A 16,043-nucleotide genomic window follows, 5' to 3' on the forward strand; every position below is an offset into this window, starting at 1 on the left:
ATAAAAAAAGGAAATCTCACGATTTCCTTTTTTTTCAGTCTTAAAAACTTAGTTTAGTTTCTTAACATTACTATCATCAATATTATATTTCTTGATTACCGCATTATAATCTGAGTAATCAGCCTTATTTACAGATTTACCAAAAACCGCACCTGGGAGAATAACTACTCTAAAAGTTTTATTTGTAGTAAATGCAGCTGGTAAAAGAGCAGGATCAAAATCTGAATCTATAAAAATTGAAAATTGATCGTATGAAAAACTAAAATTATACTGAGCTGATCCATTAGAAAGATAATAAACCTGTGGTAAAAGCGCCCAAGTGTCAATTCCGTCATTAGTATTAACCAATTCATAGACTAAAAGATTATCACCTTGTGCTATAACTGGATCAAGAACATAAGTTCTTCCGTAATTATTAGCATTATTAAAATCTAAAGTAACTTCAAAAATTTCATTAACATTCCCAGGCAATCCATCCTGTCCATCTTGTCCTGGCACTCCCGGAGGCCCTTCTGGCCCTTCACAACTAGAAAATGCAACTAAACCAATAACTGCAAATAAGGTAAGTATCTTTTTCATAACATATTTTTTTTAAGTATTATACTATAAAGGTATTCCAAAAATCAAACCAAAAAAAGTAATCTGGCTTAATTTGAAATAAAAATGTCCTTATTTTTTTGCAGTAACCTGATTCTTAGCTAGTATTTTACTAAAAAATAATGCATGATACGGAAGTGAATTTTCCCAATAATCCCAAGTATGTGCTCCTGGTCTTTCAGTATAATCGTGGTCAACTTTATTATAAACCAATCTTCTGTGCAATTCTCTGTTTGGTTCAATTAAAAAATCATCTACTCCGCAATCTATTATTAATGGCAATTTGTTTGCTTTTAATTTATCAGCCATTCTTAGAACAGAATTTTGCTCATACAATTCTGTATTACCGCTTTTATCTCCAAAAACAGGCTGCATTAATTTTACAATTTGCGCCGAAGAATCCCTGTTAAGCATCGTACTCATATCTACCGCACCGCTCATACTTCCAGCTGCGCAAAACAAATCGGGATGTTTGGCAGATAAATATAATGCGCCATGTCCGCCCATCGAAAGACCTGTAATTACCCTTCCGTTTTTAGCGGCAATCGTTCGGTATGTTTTGTCTACTTTTTGCACAACTTCCTGTGTAATAAAAGTCTCAAACTGACTTTCTTTGTTTACAGGACTATCAATATAAAAACTAAACGTCTCACCTTCTGGCATTACGATAATCATATTATACTGATCTGCCAGATTATGAACCAGTTTTTTGTTTGGCGTATTTTTAAGCCAATCGCTAAAATGTCCGTAAGCCCCATGCAACAAGTACATAACCGGAAAAGCCGATTTACTTTTTGCATAAGAATTTGGTAAAACTACCGCAGCTTTATAGGTTTTCCCCATAGCGGTACTGGCGACTTGTAAAGTATCTACTTTTGCTGCGTATGTCATGGTGGTAAGACAAAGCAAAAATGCAGATAATAGCATTTTGATTTTTTTCATTTTCGATATTTTTTTCTGATTAGGGTCTGTAAATATACTTTTTTTCAGAATAAAATATATGAAAAATCCGACCAGCTTTTGACTAGTCGGATTTTCTATTTTTTCTGCCACTTCAGATTTGCAATCAGAATAAAATAATTCTTAATTCAATCGCAGTTTTGCAATATTGTTTCTCTCAAATGCAATAAGAATAAGTTCTTATTAATTTATGTAATTTGGGACAAAACATTTTTTTAACCTATAACTTGAACAATAACAAATAGCAAAACTTTTTGTGGCAAAAAAACTAACTAATTATGATCTTGTGTTCGTGACGGTATTGCGATGCACTTTTTCCTGTATATTGTTTGAATGATTTACTAAAGTGGCTAAAATTATTAAAACCGCTTTCATAACAAACTTCATTAATACTCATTGGCTGTTCTGCCAAAAGTTTAGAGGCGTGCACCAAACGATATTCGTTCACAAACTCTGTAAATGTTTTATTCGAAATCTTTTTAAAATAACGACAGAACGAAGGCGTAGTCATACTTACCAGACTCGAAACCTCATCTATAGAAATAGATTCCTGAAAATGATCTTTCACAAAATTGAAAACCACATTCATACGGTCATTATCCTGAGTCTGAAGTTCCATTGAAAATCCATCTGCATTCAAAATGGTATACTCCTCAGCTGATTCTAATTCGTCCAAAACGCTCAAAAGTGTCATCAATCTTTGAAATGGCGGTTCGTTTTCCATCATTTCAATTTTCTTCCCTATACGTTTTTTTGTTTCGCCTCCAAAAGCGATTCCGCCTTTAGCCTGCTTCAAAATATTTTGCACCCTTTTCATTTCTGGAGCAACAAAAAAATCGCTTCCTAAAAATTCAGGTTTAATATGAATAACCGTTTCATTCGTATTCCCTGTCTGCTCATTTGTAAAACCGCAATGCGGTAAATTAGCTCCTATTAAAAGTAAACTACCATTGGTATAATAAGAAACATGGCTCCCTATTTGTCTTTTTCCAGCCCCGCCATTAATATAAACCAACTCAATTTCTGGATGATAATGCCATAAATGAGCTTTGCTATTGGTCTTTTCGGCGTGTTTGGTGTAGGTAAAAGAACTTCCGTATGAGTTAGTTATCACTTCAAGAGCTGGGGCAATAGTCTTCATGATAATTTCTTTAAAAAATAATAGCAAATTTAACAAAAACACCTAAAATAATTTAAATTTTAACCTACAACGGTTTCGTAAATGCGAATTTTACATTAAAATAACGTTCTTAACACTGAAAAATTTATAGCAAAATCGGCTTTTTTTTAGGGTCTTATTTTTTTTCTCCACTTTTTTTTTATTTATCCCATTTAAAACGTGATTTTATACAAATATGTGAAATTTTGTAAGAAAGATGGAAATTTTATGAAGTATCAAGTTTTTAAAAAACTTTGAAGAAAAACAATCAAATTAACAAAAACACAACATTAAAGTCAAATTTTAACCTATAACGGTTTCGTAAATGAGAATATAGCATAGAAATTGGAAAATATAGATGTTAAAATAACACACATGCTGCTATAACTTTGCCTCAGAGAAATGAACGAAAAAAATTTAATACTATAGAATATGAAAAAGATTATGAAATTAAGTTTAGTATGTGCAGTACTTCTAACAGGAATGAGTACTTATGCAATTGATGGAAATGAAGCGTTAAATCTTCATGTATTAAAAGGAAATGGCAAGGTAATTGCTTTTGGAATTAATCAATTACAAAAAGCTGTTATCAGTATATACGATATTAATGGTAATTTAATCTATACTGAAAATGCTTCTGGTAAAGAAGGAATCTTAAGAACTTTCAGTTTAGAAGAATTTCCACAAGGAAAATACATTTTAGAAGTTGCTGACAGCTACAAAAAAGTAAAATACGATATTACAGTAGATGCTAAAACTTCTGTTTTATCTTCAAAAGGAACTACTTCTTTAAACTAAGAAGATATTAAAGTTAAGTGCTACTTCACGGCACTTAAAATTTTATACTCTTAATACAGTATAAAAAGTGAGGTTAGATAGTTAGTAAGTTAAAAACTTTCAAAAGTTTTAAAAACAGCTCTTTGTGGTTACTGAGCTGTTTTTTTTTGCTCTTTACATTTTGAGTTATAAAATTTTACCGCAAAGTTTTTTTACCGCAAAGTGCGCTAAGATTTACGCAAAGCGCGCTAAGTTTTTTGAGTAAATTTTATAGAATAAAAAAGTTCGCAAAGCTTTATCGTAATATAGCTTTGCGAACTTTGCATTTATATGCATGCTCTTTGATAAAAAAACTTTGTGAACTTTGCGTAAATCTTTGTGAGCTTTGCGGTTATTGAACTGTTTTTTTGCTTTACCTTTTCTTCATGACGTTTTTTTTACGCAAAGAACGCAAGGTTTTTTTTTACCATTGAGCGCGTATATAAACGCAAAGTTCGCAAAGCTATACCTATATATAGATAAAGCTTTGCGAACTTTTATTCTTTAGAATTTACTCAAAAAACTTAGCGCGCTTTGCGTAAATCTTAGCGCCCTTTGCGTTAAAACAAAACACAATAAAAAAAACTTAGAACCTCGGAATCTTAGCAACTTAGCATCTTTTCAAAATTCCTACATTTTCTAAGCCAATCTTTAATTCAATGTAAATTAAAAATCACGAAAAACGTTGAAAAATAATAACCGATTTAACGAAAACGATAAATATAATTCATATTTTAACCTATAACGGTTTCGTAAATGAGAATATAGCATAGAAATTGGAAAATACAGTTGTGATTTTTTACTTACATCTGAAGTAATTTAGCATCAGAGAATTAGAAGAAATATTAATTAAAAACTAATTACCATGAAAAAGATTATCAGATTGAGTTTAGTAGCAGCGTTGCTTTTTACAGGAATTAGCACATACGCAATTGATGGAACTGGAGAGTTTAATCTTCACGTAATTAAAGCTAATGGAAAATTAATCACTTTCGCTCTTAATCAAACGCAGAAAGCTAATTTGGCAATTTACGATAAAGAAGGAACTCTAATTTATTCTGAAACTGCTTCTGGGAAAGATGGAATATTAAGAACTTTTAGTTTACAAGAATTCCCAGAAGGAACTTATTTCTTAGAAGTTGAAGACAATATCAAAAAAGCAAAATATGAAATTACAATAACTGATGAAAATACTGTTTTATCTAAAAATGCAGTTTCTTCAGTTTACAAACCAGGTTTTGCTAAAAATACAAGCGTAGCAGTACGCTAGAAAAGTTTTATACTCTTATACAGTATAAAAAGTGAGGTTAGATAGTTAGTAAGTTAAAAACTTTCAAAAGTTTTAAAAACAGCTCTTTGTGGTTACTGAGCTGTTTTTTTTTGCTTTAAGTTTTTTTTACCGCAAAGACGCAAAGAATTACGCAAAGTTCGCAAAGTTTTTTTCACAAAGCTTTGCGAACTTTGCGTTTTTATAAACCTCTTGCATAATAATTCTTAGCGTGCTTTGCGTAAATCTTAGCGCACTTTGCGGTTAAAAAACTCACTGCTTTTTGTAAATAAATCCTTAACCCATTGTAAACTTAAAATCAAGCAAAACATTAAAAAATAATTAACGAATTAACTAAAACAATAAAAATAATTCACATTTTAACCTATAACGGTTTCGTAAATGAGAATATAGCATAGAAATCGGAAAATACAGTTGCGCTTTTTCATGTATTACATAAGTAATTTAGCATCAGAGAATTAGAACTAATAATTTAAAAACTAAGTACCATGAAAAAGATTGCAAAAATGAGTTTAGTAGCTGCGTTGCTTTTCACAGGAATTAGCACTTACGCAATTGATGGAACGTCGGAGTTTACTCTTCACGTAATGAAAGCTAATGGAAAACTGATTACTTTCGCACTTAACAAAGTACAGAAAGCCAACTTAGCAATTTATGACAAGGACGGAACACTTATTTACTCTGAAACTGCTTCAGGTAAAGAAGGAATTTTGAGAACTTTTAGTTTAGAAGAATTTCCAGAAGGAACTTACTTCTTAGAAGTTGAAGACAGCGTAAAAAAAGCGAAATACGAAATCACAATTGGTGATACTGCTTCTTTATCAAGAAATGCAGTTTCTTATGCTTACAAAGCTGGTTTCGCTAAAAATTCGAGCGTTGCTGCACGCTAATTTTTATACTCCAAAAAGGTATAAAATAAGGTTAGAAAAAATTAAAAATAACATTTTTATTGTTTAAGAAACAGCTCTTGGTTGGTTACAGAGCTGTTTTTTTTGCTTTATACTTACTGTATTTTTTTTACCGCAAAGTTCGCAAAGATTTTTGTTTAAGATTTCGCAAGCTCAAAGTTCACAAAGTTTTATCCATATAGCTTTGTGAACTTTTTTATTTTATAAAATTACTGGAAAGAAACTTAGCTTGCTTTGCGAAAATCTTAACGCACTTTGCGGTTAAATTAATATAGCATTTTTGCTTCTAGAGCTGTTTTTTTCATTTCTAAAATTGATGAAAAATGAATTTCAGCCTGAATTAAGAAAAGTATTCTGATTAATAAAATAAGTGACTTTAAAACACTTAAAAAAATATCAAAATTTTTAAAACCGCGAGCCCAGTAATTACGTACATAGTTCAAACAAAATGCAGAAATAGTTTCAATTCAGCAAGTTAAGCGTTAAAAAATGCCAATTTGTTGCTAAAAATTAAATTTGTATTTGTAGTTTTACGCGTTCCACATTTAGTAATTAACAATTTAAAAAAAACATGACAAAATTTACCAAAGCTGGTTTAGTTGCTGCCTTTTTTTTAGCGACTGTGTTTACCTATGCCATTGAAGGAAAAGGTGATTATATTTTAAACATCAAAACAGGAAACGGAAAAGTAGTTAGTTTTACTTTGGATACTGTAGAAAATGCATCTTTCTCTATCTATGATGAGAATCACAACTTACTTTATGCGGGAGAATCTGCAGCAGACAAGTTAGAAGTTTCAAAAACAATTAGTTTAGAAAGTTTTCCTGCAGGAACTTACGTTCTTGAAGTGAAAGCAAATGACAAAGTTGCGAAACACGAAATTAAAGTTGCTGCTAAAAAAGTTAAGACTGTAAAGTTAGACCAATCTGCTAATCAGAGTCCATCTTTCCGTCGTTAATTTTTTTGCCCTAAAAAAATGAAAAAGCAGCTCGTACCAGGAGCTGCTTTTTTTATTTTATTTCTTTTCTTAGATTAGAACCAATTTTAACGAGTTTCCAAAAAACTTCAGCTTCATTGGTTATGATTATTTTTTGAAATTTCTGGTAAAATGACGAATGCCCCAAAGCATAGATATAATCCAGCAAATCGATTAATTTGAAACTTTGTCTGTATTCTGGTCTTATTTCATCGCTATTCACAAAACAAACGTTTCCAGATTCTTGTTCGTCTAAAAACAATAATTTTAAATGATCTGAAAACTTCGTTATTATAGTATTATTTATAGTAGATTTTTGGAATAAAGAATGAAGCATAAAAGACGATTCTGTGCAATCCTGCTGTATTTTTTGAATGTAAAACTCCAAATCAGCATTAGCAGAAAACGTATTTTTATTGTCCTGCAAAGCTTCTATTTTACTGAAATATTCATGTATCGTCATTTTGATTTCTTTACTGATATAAAGTTAAATCATAAATTTTACATTAAAATGCAGAAAATCAGCCATTTTTATGGCACTCAACAAAATAAGAAACCAAAAATGACGTTCTATGATTGATTACAGCAGCTTTTTGGCTGTCAAATTATTTTCAAAAACAATTAAAAACACGATAATACCACGCCCCAAACAAATACTCATGCAAAAGAAACTTCTCACTTTAGTGTTCTTAATTGTACTTTCATTTGAGGCTTCTGCTCAAAATGAAGTTTATATAACGGAAAAAGTCAGCGACAAATATGCTTATGTCGATGCCATAAAAATCTACGAAAAAGTCGCTGCAAAAGGCTATAAATCTGTAGACTTGTTTCAGAAACTAGGAAATTCATCTTACTCCAAATATAAACTAGACAAAGCCGCCGAATGGTATGGCGAACTATTTGCTCTAACCTTAGATTTAGATCCGATTTATTATTACCGTTATGCAGAATCCCTACGCTTCATTTGTGAAAACGAAAAAGCTGATGCCATAATGGAAAAATTAAAACGCAAACCAAAAGCGATAGCGAAAAGTTAATTCAATAGAACTATTATAAAAAAACCTCTCATTTCTGAGAGGTTTTTTTGTTATTTAAAGCCTTATTATCTACAATATTTGTCATTTCGACGTAAGGAGAAATGACAAGCTTATGGAATTTTATTGTTTAAGTGGCGCGATGCTAGCCCCCTTTTTTATTGAATTTTTACTAATTTATTACTTAATCAATTAAACAAAAAAAATTATTTTTTCTTTTTGACTGCTCCAGATTCCTGCTGGTTTGCTTTGATTTTTTCTTTTACAGATTTTGATATTCCGTCAATCGTGAAACTTGCAGGTTCTTGGCTTGGCGGATAAGCAATGAATGTTTCTAAGAATACGGCTGATTTTTGAATTCCTTGTGCCAAGATAAAGTCATTTTTCAATCTCCAGTCATTGTATTGGTCTGTATCGTCAGCTCTTTCATAAGGGTCTTGACGCAAGTTGAACAATTTAGGAAGACGAAGTTTAACCAATGGGTCTTGCCAAATGTCTAAGTTACCTTTAGCTCTTTGTTCTTCAAACACCACTTTCCAGTCGTCAAATCTAATACCTACAAGATCTGCATCATCGTCAAAATAAAAGAATTCATTTCTTGCCGATTTCTTGTCTTGAGCTGTACCTGTCAAATAAGGCAATTGGTTGAAACCATCCAAATGCACTTTGAAAGTATTACCTTGCGATTGATAGCCACCTTTTAACAACTCGTCTGCTATATTTGCATTACCTGCTGCTGCAAGCAATGTTGGAAACCAATCAAGACCAGAAACAATACCGTTGAGGATTTGTCCACTCGGGATATGTCCAGGCCAGCGAATGAAAGCTGGAGCACGGAATGCACCTTCCCAGTTTGAGTCTTTTTCGCTACGAAATGGAGTGATAGAGGCATCGGGCCAGCTAAACATATTTGGTCCATTATCTGTAGCGTATACCACTATAGTGTTGTTGGCAATACCTAGTTCATCCAATGCTTTTAAAATTTTACCTATGTCGCCGTCATGCTCCAACATACCATCAGCATACTCGTTGTCAGGCATACCGCTTTGTCCGCGCATTGATTCACGCACGTGTGTAAATAAGTGCATTCGAGTAGCATTCATCCATACAAAAAATGGTTTTCCGTCTTTATTTTGTCTTTTTATAAAATCGATTGCTTTATCAAAAGTCTCATCATCAATAGTTTCCATTCTCTTTTTAGTCAATGGCCCCATATCTTCGATGGTTTGTTTGCCTACTCTACCAAAACGCGGATCAACCGTAGGATCATCTTTGTCAGATGCCTTACAGTTCATAATACCGCGAGGAGTGGCTGTTTTTAAGAATTGAGGATCTTTGGGCCAGTTTGCTCTTTCAGGTTCTTCCTCCGCATTCAAATGATAAAGATTTCCATAAAACTCGTCAAATCCGTGTACAGTTGGCAGATATTTGTTCAAATCGCCTAAGTGATTTTTACCAAATTGGGCTGTTGCATAACCTAATGGTTTAAGGGCTTGCGCAATAGTGATGTCACGTGCTTGTAAACCAATATCAATTCCGGGAAGTCCTACTTTTGACAGACCTGTGCGGTAGCAACTTTGTCCGGTGATAAACGTTGAGCGCCCTGCCGTACAACTATTTTCAGCATAATAATCAGTAAACATAGCTCCCTCTTTGGCCAAACGGTCGATGTTAGGGGTTTGGTAACCCACTACGCCTTTTCCGTAGGCACTGATATTAGAAATACCAATATCGTCTCCAAAGATTACCAAAATGTTTGGCTTATTCTTCTCCTGAGCCATGGCGTTAGGCGAATTAATTATCCCTGTTACCAATACAGCGCCAATGGTCGTCCATTTGCAACACTTTTTTAATTTGTCTTTTAAATCCATTTGCCTTACTTTATAGTTAATACTGTACTTATTTTAAAAAATCTTAAAAAATTTAGATTATAATTTTATAGCATACTATTTTTAGCCAGAATAAAGTTAATTAATTGTTTATTGCATTAGTAAATTTTAACACGCATTCGGTTACTTTTTTTTTAATTATTCATCACTTTTTCAATAAGTTAAACAAATTCCAATTACAAAATTGTAAAACAAACATTCATATTTTAAGCATAAATCTATTTTGTGTTTTTCAGAAAGACACCAATAAATTATTGTTAAAAAATTCCTACATAAACAAAAAAAACCTCTCATTTCTGAGAGGTTTTCTATTATATAAAATTTACTATTTTTCTTTTAGCAATTTTTCTAAATATTCGATCTTATCTTTTTCTGCTTGAAGCAAACGTTCGTAAAGCTTTTTATTTTCTTCTACCGTTTCCATTAATTTATCTAATGGATTGAAAGTGCAGTGATTATTATTTCCAAAATGACTATTATGAACCGCTTCATTAAAACTATTGAAATAATTAATTGCCGCTTCGTCTGAAAAATTCTTAATCGCTTCAACCGTTACACCAAGTGCTTTTGCCACCTCAACAAGTTTTTCGTCATCGATGGTTTCGCTATTTTCCATAGCCGAAATCGCCTGCTGATTTGTTCCTAAAGCTTGCGCCAAAGCTTCCTGCTTCATATCTCGAAGTTCACGAATACGGCTTATTTTTCGCCCTATATGATTTGGTTTTGTTAGTGTGCTCATAATTCAAAGATAATAATAAAGTCTCAAAATCGGCAAAATGTAAAAAACAGATTTTTTTGCCGTGCGATACAGTAAAAAATGATTTCGTACAGCAAAATCTATTTCTTCCTTCGCCGAATCAAACAAAAGTACAATTTTTCTTATAATAATTTTATAAAAGTCCAATTGTAAATCATTTAAAATATACGCCTTATGGAAACAAACGAAACAAACGAAACAAACGAAACAGAAAAACTACAAAAACTGCAAAAATTAACCGCTCAGTATTTTACAACGCTAAAACCAACCAACGAAGCCAATTCTTATACCGCACAATTTAAAGTGGTCAATTATTTAGAACTCGGCTGTCTCATTACCGATTTACTCAAATTATGCATTCTGGCACTTGATAATGATATGCATAATTTTTCTAAAAAAGATAAAAGTGCGACTATTAATGTGAGTCTGATTTTGGAAACAATTCTGCATTTGTTTCCTGTGGATGAAATGGAATTTTTGGGTTATGTTGAGGAGATTTTTGAATAGTTATATTTCAACCCAATTAGCACACAATCTTGTCATTTCGACGTAAGGAGAAATCACACTCAGGAATCGACAAAGCAAATCGCCAATCTTTGTAGAATTACTAGTGTGATTTCTCCTTACGTCGAAATGACAAACTGAAAAGGGTAAACTTTGGGTTTAAGAGCGAGATGACCTTGATAGAAGGCACAGTAATTTTTAATCTGGATAATATCCGTTCTTCTTTAAATGGGAAAAGACATCCTGAGTAAAACCTTCTATATTTGGTTTTAGTATCAAGTTATCCATCACAACCTCAATAGGCTTATTTTCTTGAAATTGAACCTCATGATTAAGAAATGCATTTTCAACAAATCTTTTAATGGCAATCAAATCTTTAGTTTCATTTTCTATTACAAAATCAGAAAAATATTCAGAAAGATAACCAACCACTTCTTTTTTTGAATTTACTTCTAAAAAATGAGAAGCAATCCTAAATCCAAATCTACAAGCGTCTTTTATACCGTCAGATGCTGGAAATAACTCCAGTACTATTTCGACATTAGATTCCATTAATGGTTTTGTCTTTAAAATCTCAATGTTGAATTCTAAACGCAATATTTTAAAATCAGCATTATAAATTTTCATATTAGTTTGATTTTAGTTTTTTGTATCGGTATCTTCAAGATAAGAAAATTTTCAAAAAATTAATATTACTTCTTTTTCTCTCCAGGCTTTGCAACTATAACTACTTTAGGTTTTAATGAGTTTGAAGGCGTCGGAACATTTCTACCTGCAATTACTTTACTGCCTAAATCTTCAATCTTTTTACTTAAAGCCAGTGCTTCTTCCAACTTCTTTTTTATCTCTTCATTCATGTTTTTTATTTTTTTGGTGTATTTGATGGCCTACTCACTGGAGGGCTAGGTATTTTTCTTCCTTTTTCTTCAGGAATAGGTTTTTGTGGATAAACCGGTTTTCGATCATTACTCATAATATATAAATTTATAGTTACAAAACTAATTATAGCCAACACACCAATAATGAGTGAGGTCAAAGAGACTAGGTTAAACCAATTAATAATTTTATTTCTCTTTTCAACATTAGTGAAAACTTCTTCATATTTTTCATCGTTTATTTCCGAAATTGTAAATTCCATATATTGAACGGATTTAAAATGTGAAAATAAATTCACCAATAAAGTAATTGCAAGAAGAACCCAACCGCAAACCATTATCCAAAGACATGTCGCTTTATCTATTTGCACTATCTTATCAAAAAAAGCTATGGTTATACCTAATCCGCCAGAAGCAATTATATTTATGTATTTTTCAAAATCATCTTGGCTTTTTGATTTAGTTTCATATACAGAATTTCTAAATTCAATCCATTCATTTTTTACGGTATCCTTCTTTTTTGACATGTTTTTTATACAATCTGAATATTTTTCATTTCAATTTGATTTTAAATTTAATTAATTTTTATCAAAAAATTCTTTATAATTTCTTTATTTATTATCAACTTTATAAACAAAAAAACCTCTCAAGATTTTTTGAGAGGTTTTTCATATCATTAAAAAATCAAAACTTACATATTCCTTCTATACTGCCCTCCAACTTCAAACAACGCCGAAGTAATCTGACCCAACGAACAAACTTTTGTAGCTTCCATTAAATGGTCGAATAAGTTTTCGTTTTTAATAGCGGCTTGTTGTAATGTATTTAAATGCTCGTTTACTTTCGCTTCGTGGAAATTATGCAGGTTATCCAGCATCGTAATTTGATATTGTTTTTCTTCTTCGGTAGCGCGAATAACTTCCGCTGGAATTACCGTTGGCGAACCTTTTGAACTCAGGAATGTATTTACACCCACAATTGGGAAATCACCGTTGTGTTTTAAGGTTTCGTAATACAAACTTTCTTCCTGAATTTTAGATCTTTGGTACATTGTTTCCATTGCGCCCAAAACTCCGCCTCTTTCTGTAATTCTGTCGAATTCTTGTAAAACTGCTGCTTCGACTAAATCAGTCAATTCTTCGATGATGAATGAACCCTGAATTGGGTTTTCGTTTTTCGCCAAACCTAATTCTTTATTAATAATCAACTGAATCGCCATGGCACGACGCACAGATTCTTCTGTTGGCGTTGTAATCGCTTCGTCGTAAGCATTGGTGTGCAATGAATTACAGTTATCATAAATGGCGTATAAAGCTTGTAAAGTTGTTCTAATATCGTTGAAATCAATTTCCTGCGCGTGTAAAGAACGACCCGATGTTTGAATATGATATTTCAGCATTTGTGCTCTTTCGTTGGCTCCGTATTTGTTTTTCATGGCTTTTGCCCAAATTTTACGCGCCACACGCCCAATAACCGAATATTCTGGATCTACTCCGTTTGAGAAAAAGAATGATAAATTCGGCCCAAAATCGTTGATGTTCATTCCGCGACTCAAATAATATTCCACGTAAGTGAAACCATTTGAAAGCGTAAATGCCAATTGCGTAATTGGGTTTGCTCCTGCCTCGGCAATATGATATCCTGAAATCGAAACCGAATAGAAATTACGAACGTTTTTAGTAATAAAATATTCCTGAACGTCGCCCATTAATCGCAAAGCAAATTCGGTTGAGAAAATACAAGTATTCTGCGCCTGATCTTCTTTTAAAATATCGGCCTGAACCGTTCCACGAACTTGAGCTAACGTTTTTATTTTTATTTCGTTATAAACTTCCAAAGGTAAAACCTGATCTCCTGTAACGCCCAAAAGCATTAATCCTAAACCGTTGTTTCCAGCAGGAAGTTCACCTTGGTATTTCGGTCTTTCGATTCCTTTTTCTTTATATAGTTTGTTGATTTTTGCTTCAACTTCTTTTTCTAATTCGTTGGCTTTGATGTAAATCTCACATTGCTGATCGATTGCCGCGTTCATAAAGAAACCTAACAGCATTGGCGCAGGTCCATTAATTGTCATACTTACCGAAGTTAAAGCATGAACCAAATCGAAACCTGAATATAGTTTTTTGGCATCGTCTAAACAGCAGATTGAAACTCCCGCATTTCCAATTTTCCCGTAAATATCAGGACGCAAATCTGGATCGTTTCCGTATAAAGTAACGCTGTCAAAAGCCGTAGAAAGACGTTTTGCAGGCATTCCCGCACTTACATAATGAAAACGTTTGTTGGTTCTTTCTGGTCCGCCCTCGCCCGCAAACATTCTTGACGGATCTTCGCCTTCACGTTTAAACGGATATAATCCCGAAGCAAACGGAAATTCGCCAGGAACATTTTCCTGTAAATTCCAACGCAAAATATCGCCCCAGCCTTCATATTTAGGCAAAGCAATTTTCGGAATCTGTAAATGCGATAAACTCTCGGAATGTGTTGCAATCTTAATTTCTTTATCACGAACTTTAAACGAATAAACTGGATTTTTGTATTTCGCTACTTTATCATCCCAGTTCAGGATAATTTCCCAATTGTACGGATCTAAGTCCATTTTTACTTTATCGAATTGATTCAGTAAAAGATTTAAAAAGATTCTGTTTTCGTCATGTGGCTGCGCTGCGCTTGGTAAAACAGTCGAATCATCGATTCCTGCTTTATTGATTTGCGGCACTTTTCCAGAAACCGATTCTATCGTTTTGAAAATTCCGTATAATTTCTGTGCTACTTTTTGCTGCGAAAGTGCGATTTCATCATAAGATCTATTATTCTCTGCAATTTCAGATAAATAACGCGTTCTGTGTGGCGGAATCACGAAGATTTTCTCGCTCATTTCTTTTGTGATTTCAAAAGTCGATTTCAAATCTGAAGCCGTTTTTTCTACCACTTTATCCATAATCGCTTTATAAAGCGTGTTCATTCCCGGATCATTAAACTGCGAAGCAATCGTTCCGAAAACGGGCATTTCATCAGGATTCTTTTCCCATAAATTATGATTGCGCTGATATTGTTTTTTTACATCGCGCAAAGCATCAAGCGCGCCTCTTTTATCAAATTTGTTTAAAGCCACTAAATCAGCAAAATCAAGCATGTCGATTTTCTCCAATTGTGTTGCCGCTCCAAATTCTGGTGTCATTACGTATAAAGAAACGTCTGAATGATCCATAATCTCCGTATCAGACTGACCGATTCCTGAAGTTTCTAAAATAATCAAATCGTATTTTGCTGCTTTTAAAACCTGAATCGCCTCGGCTACATATTTAGATAGAGCCAAATTTGACTGACGTGTCGCCAGCGAGCGCATATATACACGTGGATTATTAATGGCATTCATACGGATCCTGTCTCCTAAAAGTGCTCCTCCTGTTTTTCTCTTAGAAGGATCGACAGAAATTAATCCGATTGTTTTTTCTGGAAAATCAATTAAAAATCGACGAACTAATTCGTCTACCAAAGAAGATTTTCCGGCACCGCCCGTTCCTGTAATTCCTAAAACTGGAATTTTAGAAGTTGTATTGCTTTCGTGAATTTTATCAAAAACAGGTTTTGCAATTTCTGGGAAATTTTCGGCCGCAGAAATCAAACGTGCAATTGCCGTTGGAATTTTATTTTCGATATGATCGATTTCTCCGTTTAGTTTATCTCCAATTGGGAAATCAGCTCGCTGAACTAAATCATTAATCATTCCTTGAAGTCCTAAAGAACGTCCGTCATCTGGAGAATAAATTCGTGTAATACCATATTCATGCAATTCTTCGATTTCACTTGGAAGAATTACACCGCCTCCGCCTCCGAAGATTTTAATATGCCCCGCTCCTTTTTCGCGAAGCAAATCATACATATATTTAAAGTATTCGTTGTGTCCGCCTTGATACGAAGTCATTGCAATAGCATTGGCATCTTCTTGAATGGCTGTATTAACTACTTCTTCAACACTTCTGTCGTGTCCAAGGTGAATAACTTCAACTCCAGTTGACTGGATAATACGGCGCATAATATTTATGGCTGCATCATGTCCGTCAAAAAGCGAAGCAGCGGTAACAATTCTTACTTTATTTTTAGGAATATATGGTATTTGTTGTTCCATTTTATGAATATGATAATTTTAAGCGACCAATGTACAAATTATTTTAATATTTGATCAGTCAAATAACATTATGTTAATAAAAAAGAAAATATTTTTTCTTCAATATAAAGGTAACAATTCTTGCTACTAATTGATATAAGTTAAAGAA

The 16,043-nt window shown here is 33.0% G+C and carries 16 protein-coding genes; 6 read left to right on the forward strand and 10 right to left on the reverse strand.

Translation table 11 applies throughout. The features are described from left to right. Positions 1–48: 48 nt before the first annotated feature. The 3 genes from V6624_RS02930 to V6624_RS02940 all read right to left on the reverse strand — a co-directional run bounded on the left by V6624_RS02930 (position 49) and on the right by V6624_RS02940 (position 2,698). Positions 49–579: a hypothetical protein gene (locus V6624_RS02930; RefSeq protein ID WP_111286863.1), complete on the reverse strand. Its 531-nt coding sequence runs from the start codon at positions 577–579 to the stop codon at positions 49–51. Positions 580–669: 90 nt separating this feature from the next. After that, complete coding sequence (locus V6624_RS02935) at positions 670–1,539, reverse strand: alpha/beta hydrolase (protein WP_111286865.1); 870 nt, start codon at positions 1,537–1,539, stop codon at positions 670–672. A gap of 286 nt (positions 1,540–1,825) precedes the next feature. After that, on the reverse strand, positions 1,826–2,698 hold the full coding sequence (locus V6624_RS02940; RefSeq protein ID WP_111286867.1) for an AraC family transcriptional regulator: 873 nt from the start codon (positions 2,696–2,698) through the stop codon (positions 1,826–1,828). 450 nt (positions 2,699–3,148) lie between these two features. Here V6624_RS02940 and V6624_RS02945 point away from each other — a divergent pair, with 450 nt between their 5' ends. From V6624_RS02945 to V6624_RS02960, 4 genes are all read left to right on the forward strand, one after another. Beyond that, on the forward strand, positions 3,149–3,514 hold the full coding sequence (locus V6624_RS02945; RefSeq protein ID WP_111286869.1) for a DUF3244 domain-containing protein: 366 nt from the start codon (positions 3,149–3,151) through the stop codon (positions 3,512–3,514). A gap of 883 nt (positions 3,515–4,397) precedes the next feature. Beyond that, positions 4,398–4,802, forward strand: a complete 405-nt coding sequence (locus tag V6624_RS02950) for a T9SS type A sorting domain-containing protein (protein ID WP_111286871.1) — start codon at positions 4,398–4,400, stop codon at positions 4,800–4,802. Between the two features lie 506 nt (positions 4,803–5,308). Next, positions 5,309–5,710 (forward strand): secretion protein, encoded by a 402-nt coding sequence (locus V6624_RS02955; protein ID WP_111283226.1) that lies wholly within the window; start codon positions 5,309–5,311, stop codon positions 5,708–5,710. Between the two features lie 589 nt (positions 5,711–6,299). Next, positions 6,300–6,686 carry a secretion protein gene (locus tag V6624_RS02960; protein ID WP_111283228.1) on the forward strand — a complete coding sequence of 129 codons (387 nt, stop codon included), beginning with the start codon at positions 6,300–6,302 and terminating at the stop codon, positions 6,684–6,686. A 52-nt stretch (positions 6,687–6,738) separates the two neighbouring features. Here the strand turns inward: V6624_RS02960 and V6624_RS02965 are convergent, their stop codons facing one another. After that, positions 6,739–7,167 carry a hypothetical protein gene (locus V6624_RS02965; protein ID WP_338840805.1) on the reverse strand — a complete coding sequence of 143 codons (429 nt, stop codon included), beginning with the start codon at positions 7,165–7,167 and terminating at the stop codon, positions 6,739–6,741. 196 nt (positions 7,168–7,363) lie between these two features. On the opposite strand from V6624_RS02965, the gene V6624_RS02970 reads away from it, so the two are divergent. Beyond that, positions 7,364–7,741, forward strand: coding sequence for a flagellar motor protein MotB (locus V6624_RS02970; protein ID WP_111283232.1), 378 nt, complete (start codon positions 7,364–7,366; stop codon positions 7,739–7,741). A gap of 203 nt (positions 7,742–7,944) precedes the next feature. On the opposite strand, the gene V6624_RS02975 is transcribed toward V6624_RS02970, so the two are convergent. Both V6624_RS02975 and V6624_RS02980 read right to left on the reverse strand, forming a co-directional pair. After that, positions 7,945–9,519, reverse strand: coding sequence for an arylsulfatase (locus tag V6624_RS02975; RefSeq protein WP_338840806.1), 1,575 nt, complete (start codon positions 9,517–9,519; stop codon positions 7,945–7,947). A 433-nt stretch (positions 9,520–9,952) separates the two neighbouring features. Next, positions 9,953–10,366, reverse strand: a complete 414-nt coding sequence (locus V6624_RS02980; protein WP_338840808.1) for a helix-turn-helix transcriptional regulator — start codon at positions 10,364–10,366, stop codon at positions 9,953–9,955. Positions 10,367–10,558: 192 nt separating this feature from the next. On the opposite strand from V6624_RS02980, the gene V6624_RS02985 reads away from it, so the two are divergent. After that, entirely contained in the window at positions 10,559–10,891 is a 333-nt protein-coding gene (locus V6624_RS02985; RefSeq protein WP_338840810.1) for a hypothetical protein, read from the forward strand. A gap of 195 nt (positions 10,892–11,086) precedes the next feature. Here the strand turns inward: V6624_RS02985 and V6624_RS02990 are convergent, their stop codons facing one another. The 4 genes from V6624_RS02990 to V6624_RS03005 form a co-directional block, all read right to left on the reverse strand. Continuing rightward, positions 11,087–11,515, reverse strand: a complete 429-nt coding sequence (locus V6624_RS02990; RefSeq protein ID WP_338840811.1) for a hypothetical protein — start codon at positions 11,513–11,515, stop codon at positions 11,087–11,089. Between the two features lie 65 nt (positions 11,516–11,580). After that, on the reverse strand, positions 11,581–11,745 hold the full coding sequence (locus tag V6624_RS02995; RefSeq protein WP_338840812.1) for a hypothetical protein: 165 nt from the start codon (positions 11,743–11,745) through the stop codon (positions 11,581–11,583). A 5-nt stretch (positions 11,746–11,750) separates the two neighbouring features. Beyond that, complete coding sequence (locus V6624_RS03000; protein WP_338840813.1) at positions 11,751–12,290, reverse strand: hypothetical protein; 540 nt, start codon at positions 12,288–12,290, stop codon at positions 11,751–11,753. Between the two features lie 164 nt (positions 12,291–12,454). Then, a complete protein-coding gene (locus V6624_RS03005; RefSeq protein WP_338840814.1) occupies positions 12,455–15,895 on the reverse strand; it encodes a methylmalonyl-CoA mutase family protein in 3,441 nt (1,146 codons plus the stop codon). Positions 15,896–16,043 lie beyond the last annotated feature (148 nt).

The organism is Flavobacterium ginsenosidimutans (genome assembly GCF_037478105.1).
Classification (GTDB): Bacteria; Bacteroidota; Bacteroidia; order Flavobacteriales; family Flavobacteriaceae; genus Flavobacterium; species Flavobacterium ginsenosidimutans.

What these genes read in the sequence shown, in the direction of transcription:
- V6624_RS02980 (WP_338840808.1), bottom strand. Translation starts at nt 10,366, where the DNA reads ATGAGCACACTAACAAAACCAAATCATATAGGGCGAAAAATAAGCCGT.
- V6624_RS02955 (WP_111283226.1), top strand. Translation starts at nt 5,309, where the DNA reads ATGAAAAAGATTGCAAAAATGAGTTTAGTAGCTGCGTTGCTTTTCACA.
- V6624_RS02995 (WP_338840812.1), bottom strand. Translation starts at nt 11,745, where the DNA reads ATGAATGAAGAGATAAAAAAGAAGTTGGAAGAAGCACTGGCTTTAAGT.
- V6624_RS03005 (WP_338840814.1), bottom strand. Translation starts at nt 15,895, where the DNA reads ATGGAACAACAAATACCATATATTCCTAAAAATAAAGTAAGAATTGTT.
- V6624_RS02965 (WP_338840805.1), bottom strand. Translation starts at nt 7,167, where the DNA reads ATGACGATACATGAATATTTCAGTAAAATAGAAGCTTTGCAGGACAAT.
- V6624_RS02975 (WP_338840806.1), bottom strand. Translation starts at nt 9,519, where the DNA reads ATGGCTCAGGAGAAGAATAAGCCAAACATTTTGGTAATCTTTGGAGAC.
- V6624_RS02985 (WP_338840810.1), top strand. Translation starts at nt 10,559, where the DNA reads ATGGAAACAAACGAAACAAACGAAACAAACGAAACAGAAAAACTACAA.
- V6624_RS02970 (WP_111283232.1), top strand. Translation starts at nt 7,364, where the DNA reads ATGCAAAAGAAACTTCTCACTTTAGTGTTCTTAATTGTACTTTCATTT.
- V6624_RS02935 (WP_111286865.1), bottom strand. Translation starts at nt 1,539, where the DNA reads ATGAAAAAAATCAAAATGCTATTATCTGCATTTTTGCTTTGTCTTACC.
- V6624_RS02945 (WP_111286869.1), top strand. Translation starts at nt 3,149, where the DNA reads ATGAAAAAGATTATGAAATTAAGTTTAGTATGTGCAGTACTTCTAACA.
- V6624_RS02960 (WP_111283228.1), top strand. Translation starts at nt 6,300, where the DNA reads ATGACAAAATTTACCAAAGCTGGTTTAGTTGCTGCCTTTTTTTTAGCG.
- V6624_RS02950 (WP_111286871.1), top strand. Translation starts at nt 4,398, where the DNA reads ATGAAAAAGATTATCAGATTGAGTTTAGTAGCAGCGTTGCTTTTTACA.
- V6624_RS02990 (WP_338840811.1), bottom strand. Translation starts at nt 11,515, where the DNA reads ATGAAAATTTATAATGCTGATTTTAAAATATTGCGTTTAGAATTCAAC.
- V6624_RS02930 (WP_111286863.1), bottom strand. Translation starts at nt 579, where the DNA reads ATGAAAAAGATACTTACCTTATTTGCAGTTATTGGTTTAGTTGCATTT.
- V6624_RS03000 (WP_338840813.1), bottom strand. Translation starts at nt 12,290, where the DNA reads ATGTCAAAAAAGAAGGATACCGTAAAAAATGAATGGATTGAATTTAGA.
- V6624_RS02940 (WP_111286867.1), bottom strand. Translation starts at nt 2,698, where the DNA reads ATGAAGACTATTGCCCCAGCTCTTGAAGTGATAACTAACTCATACGGA.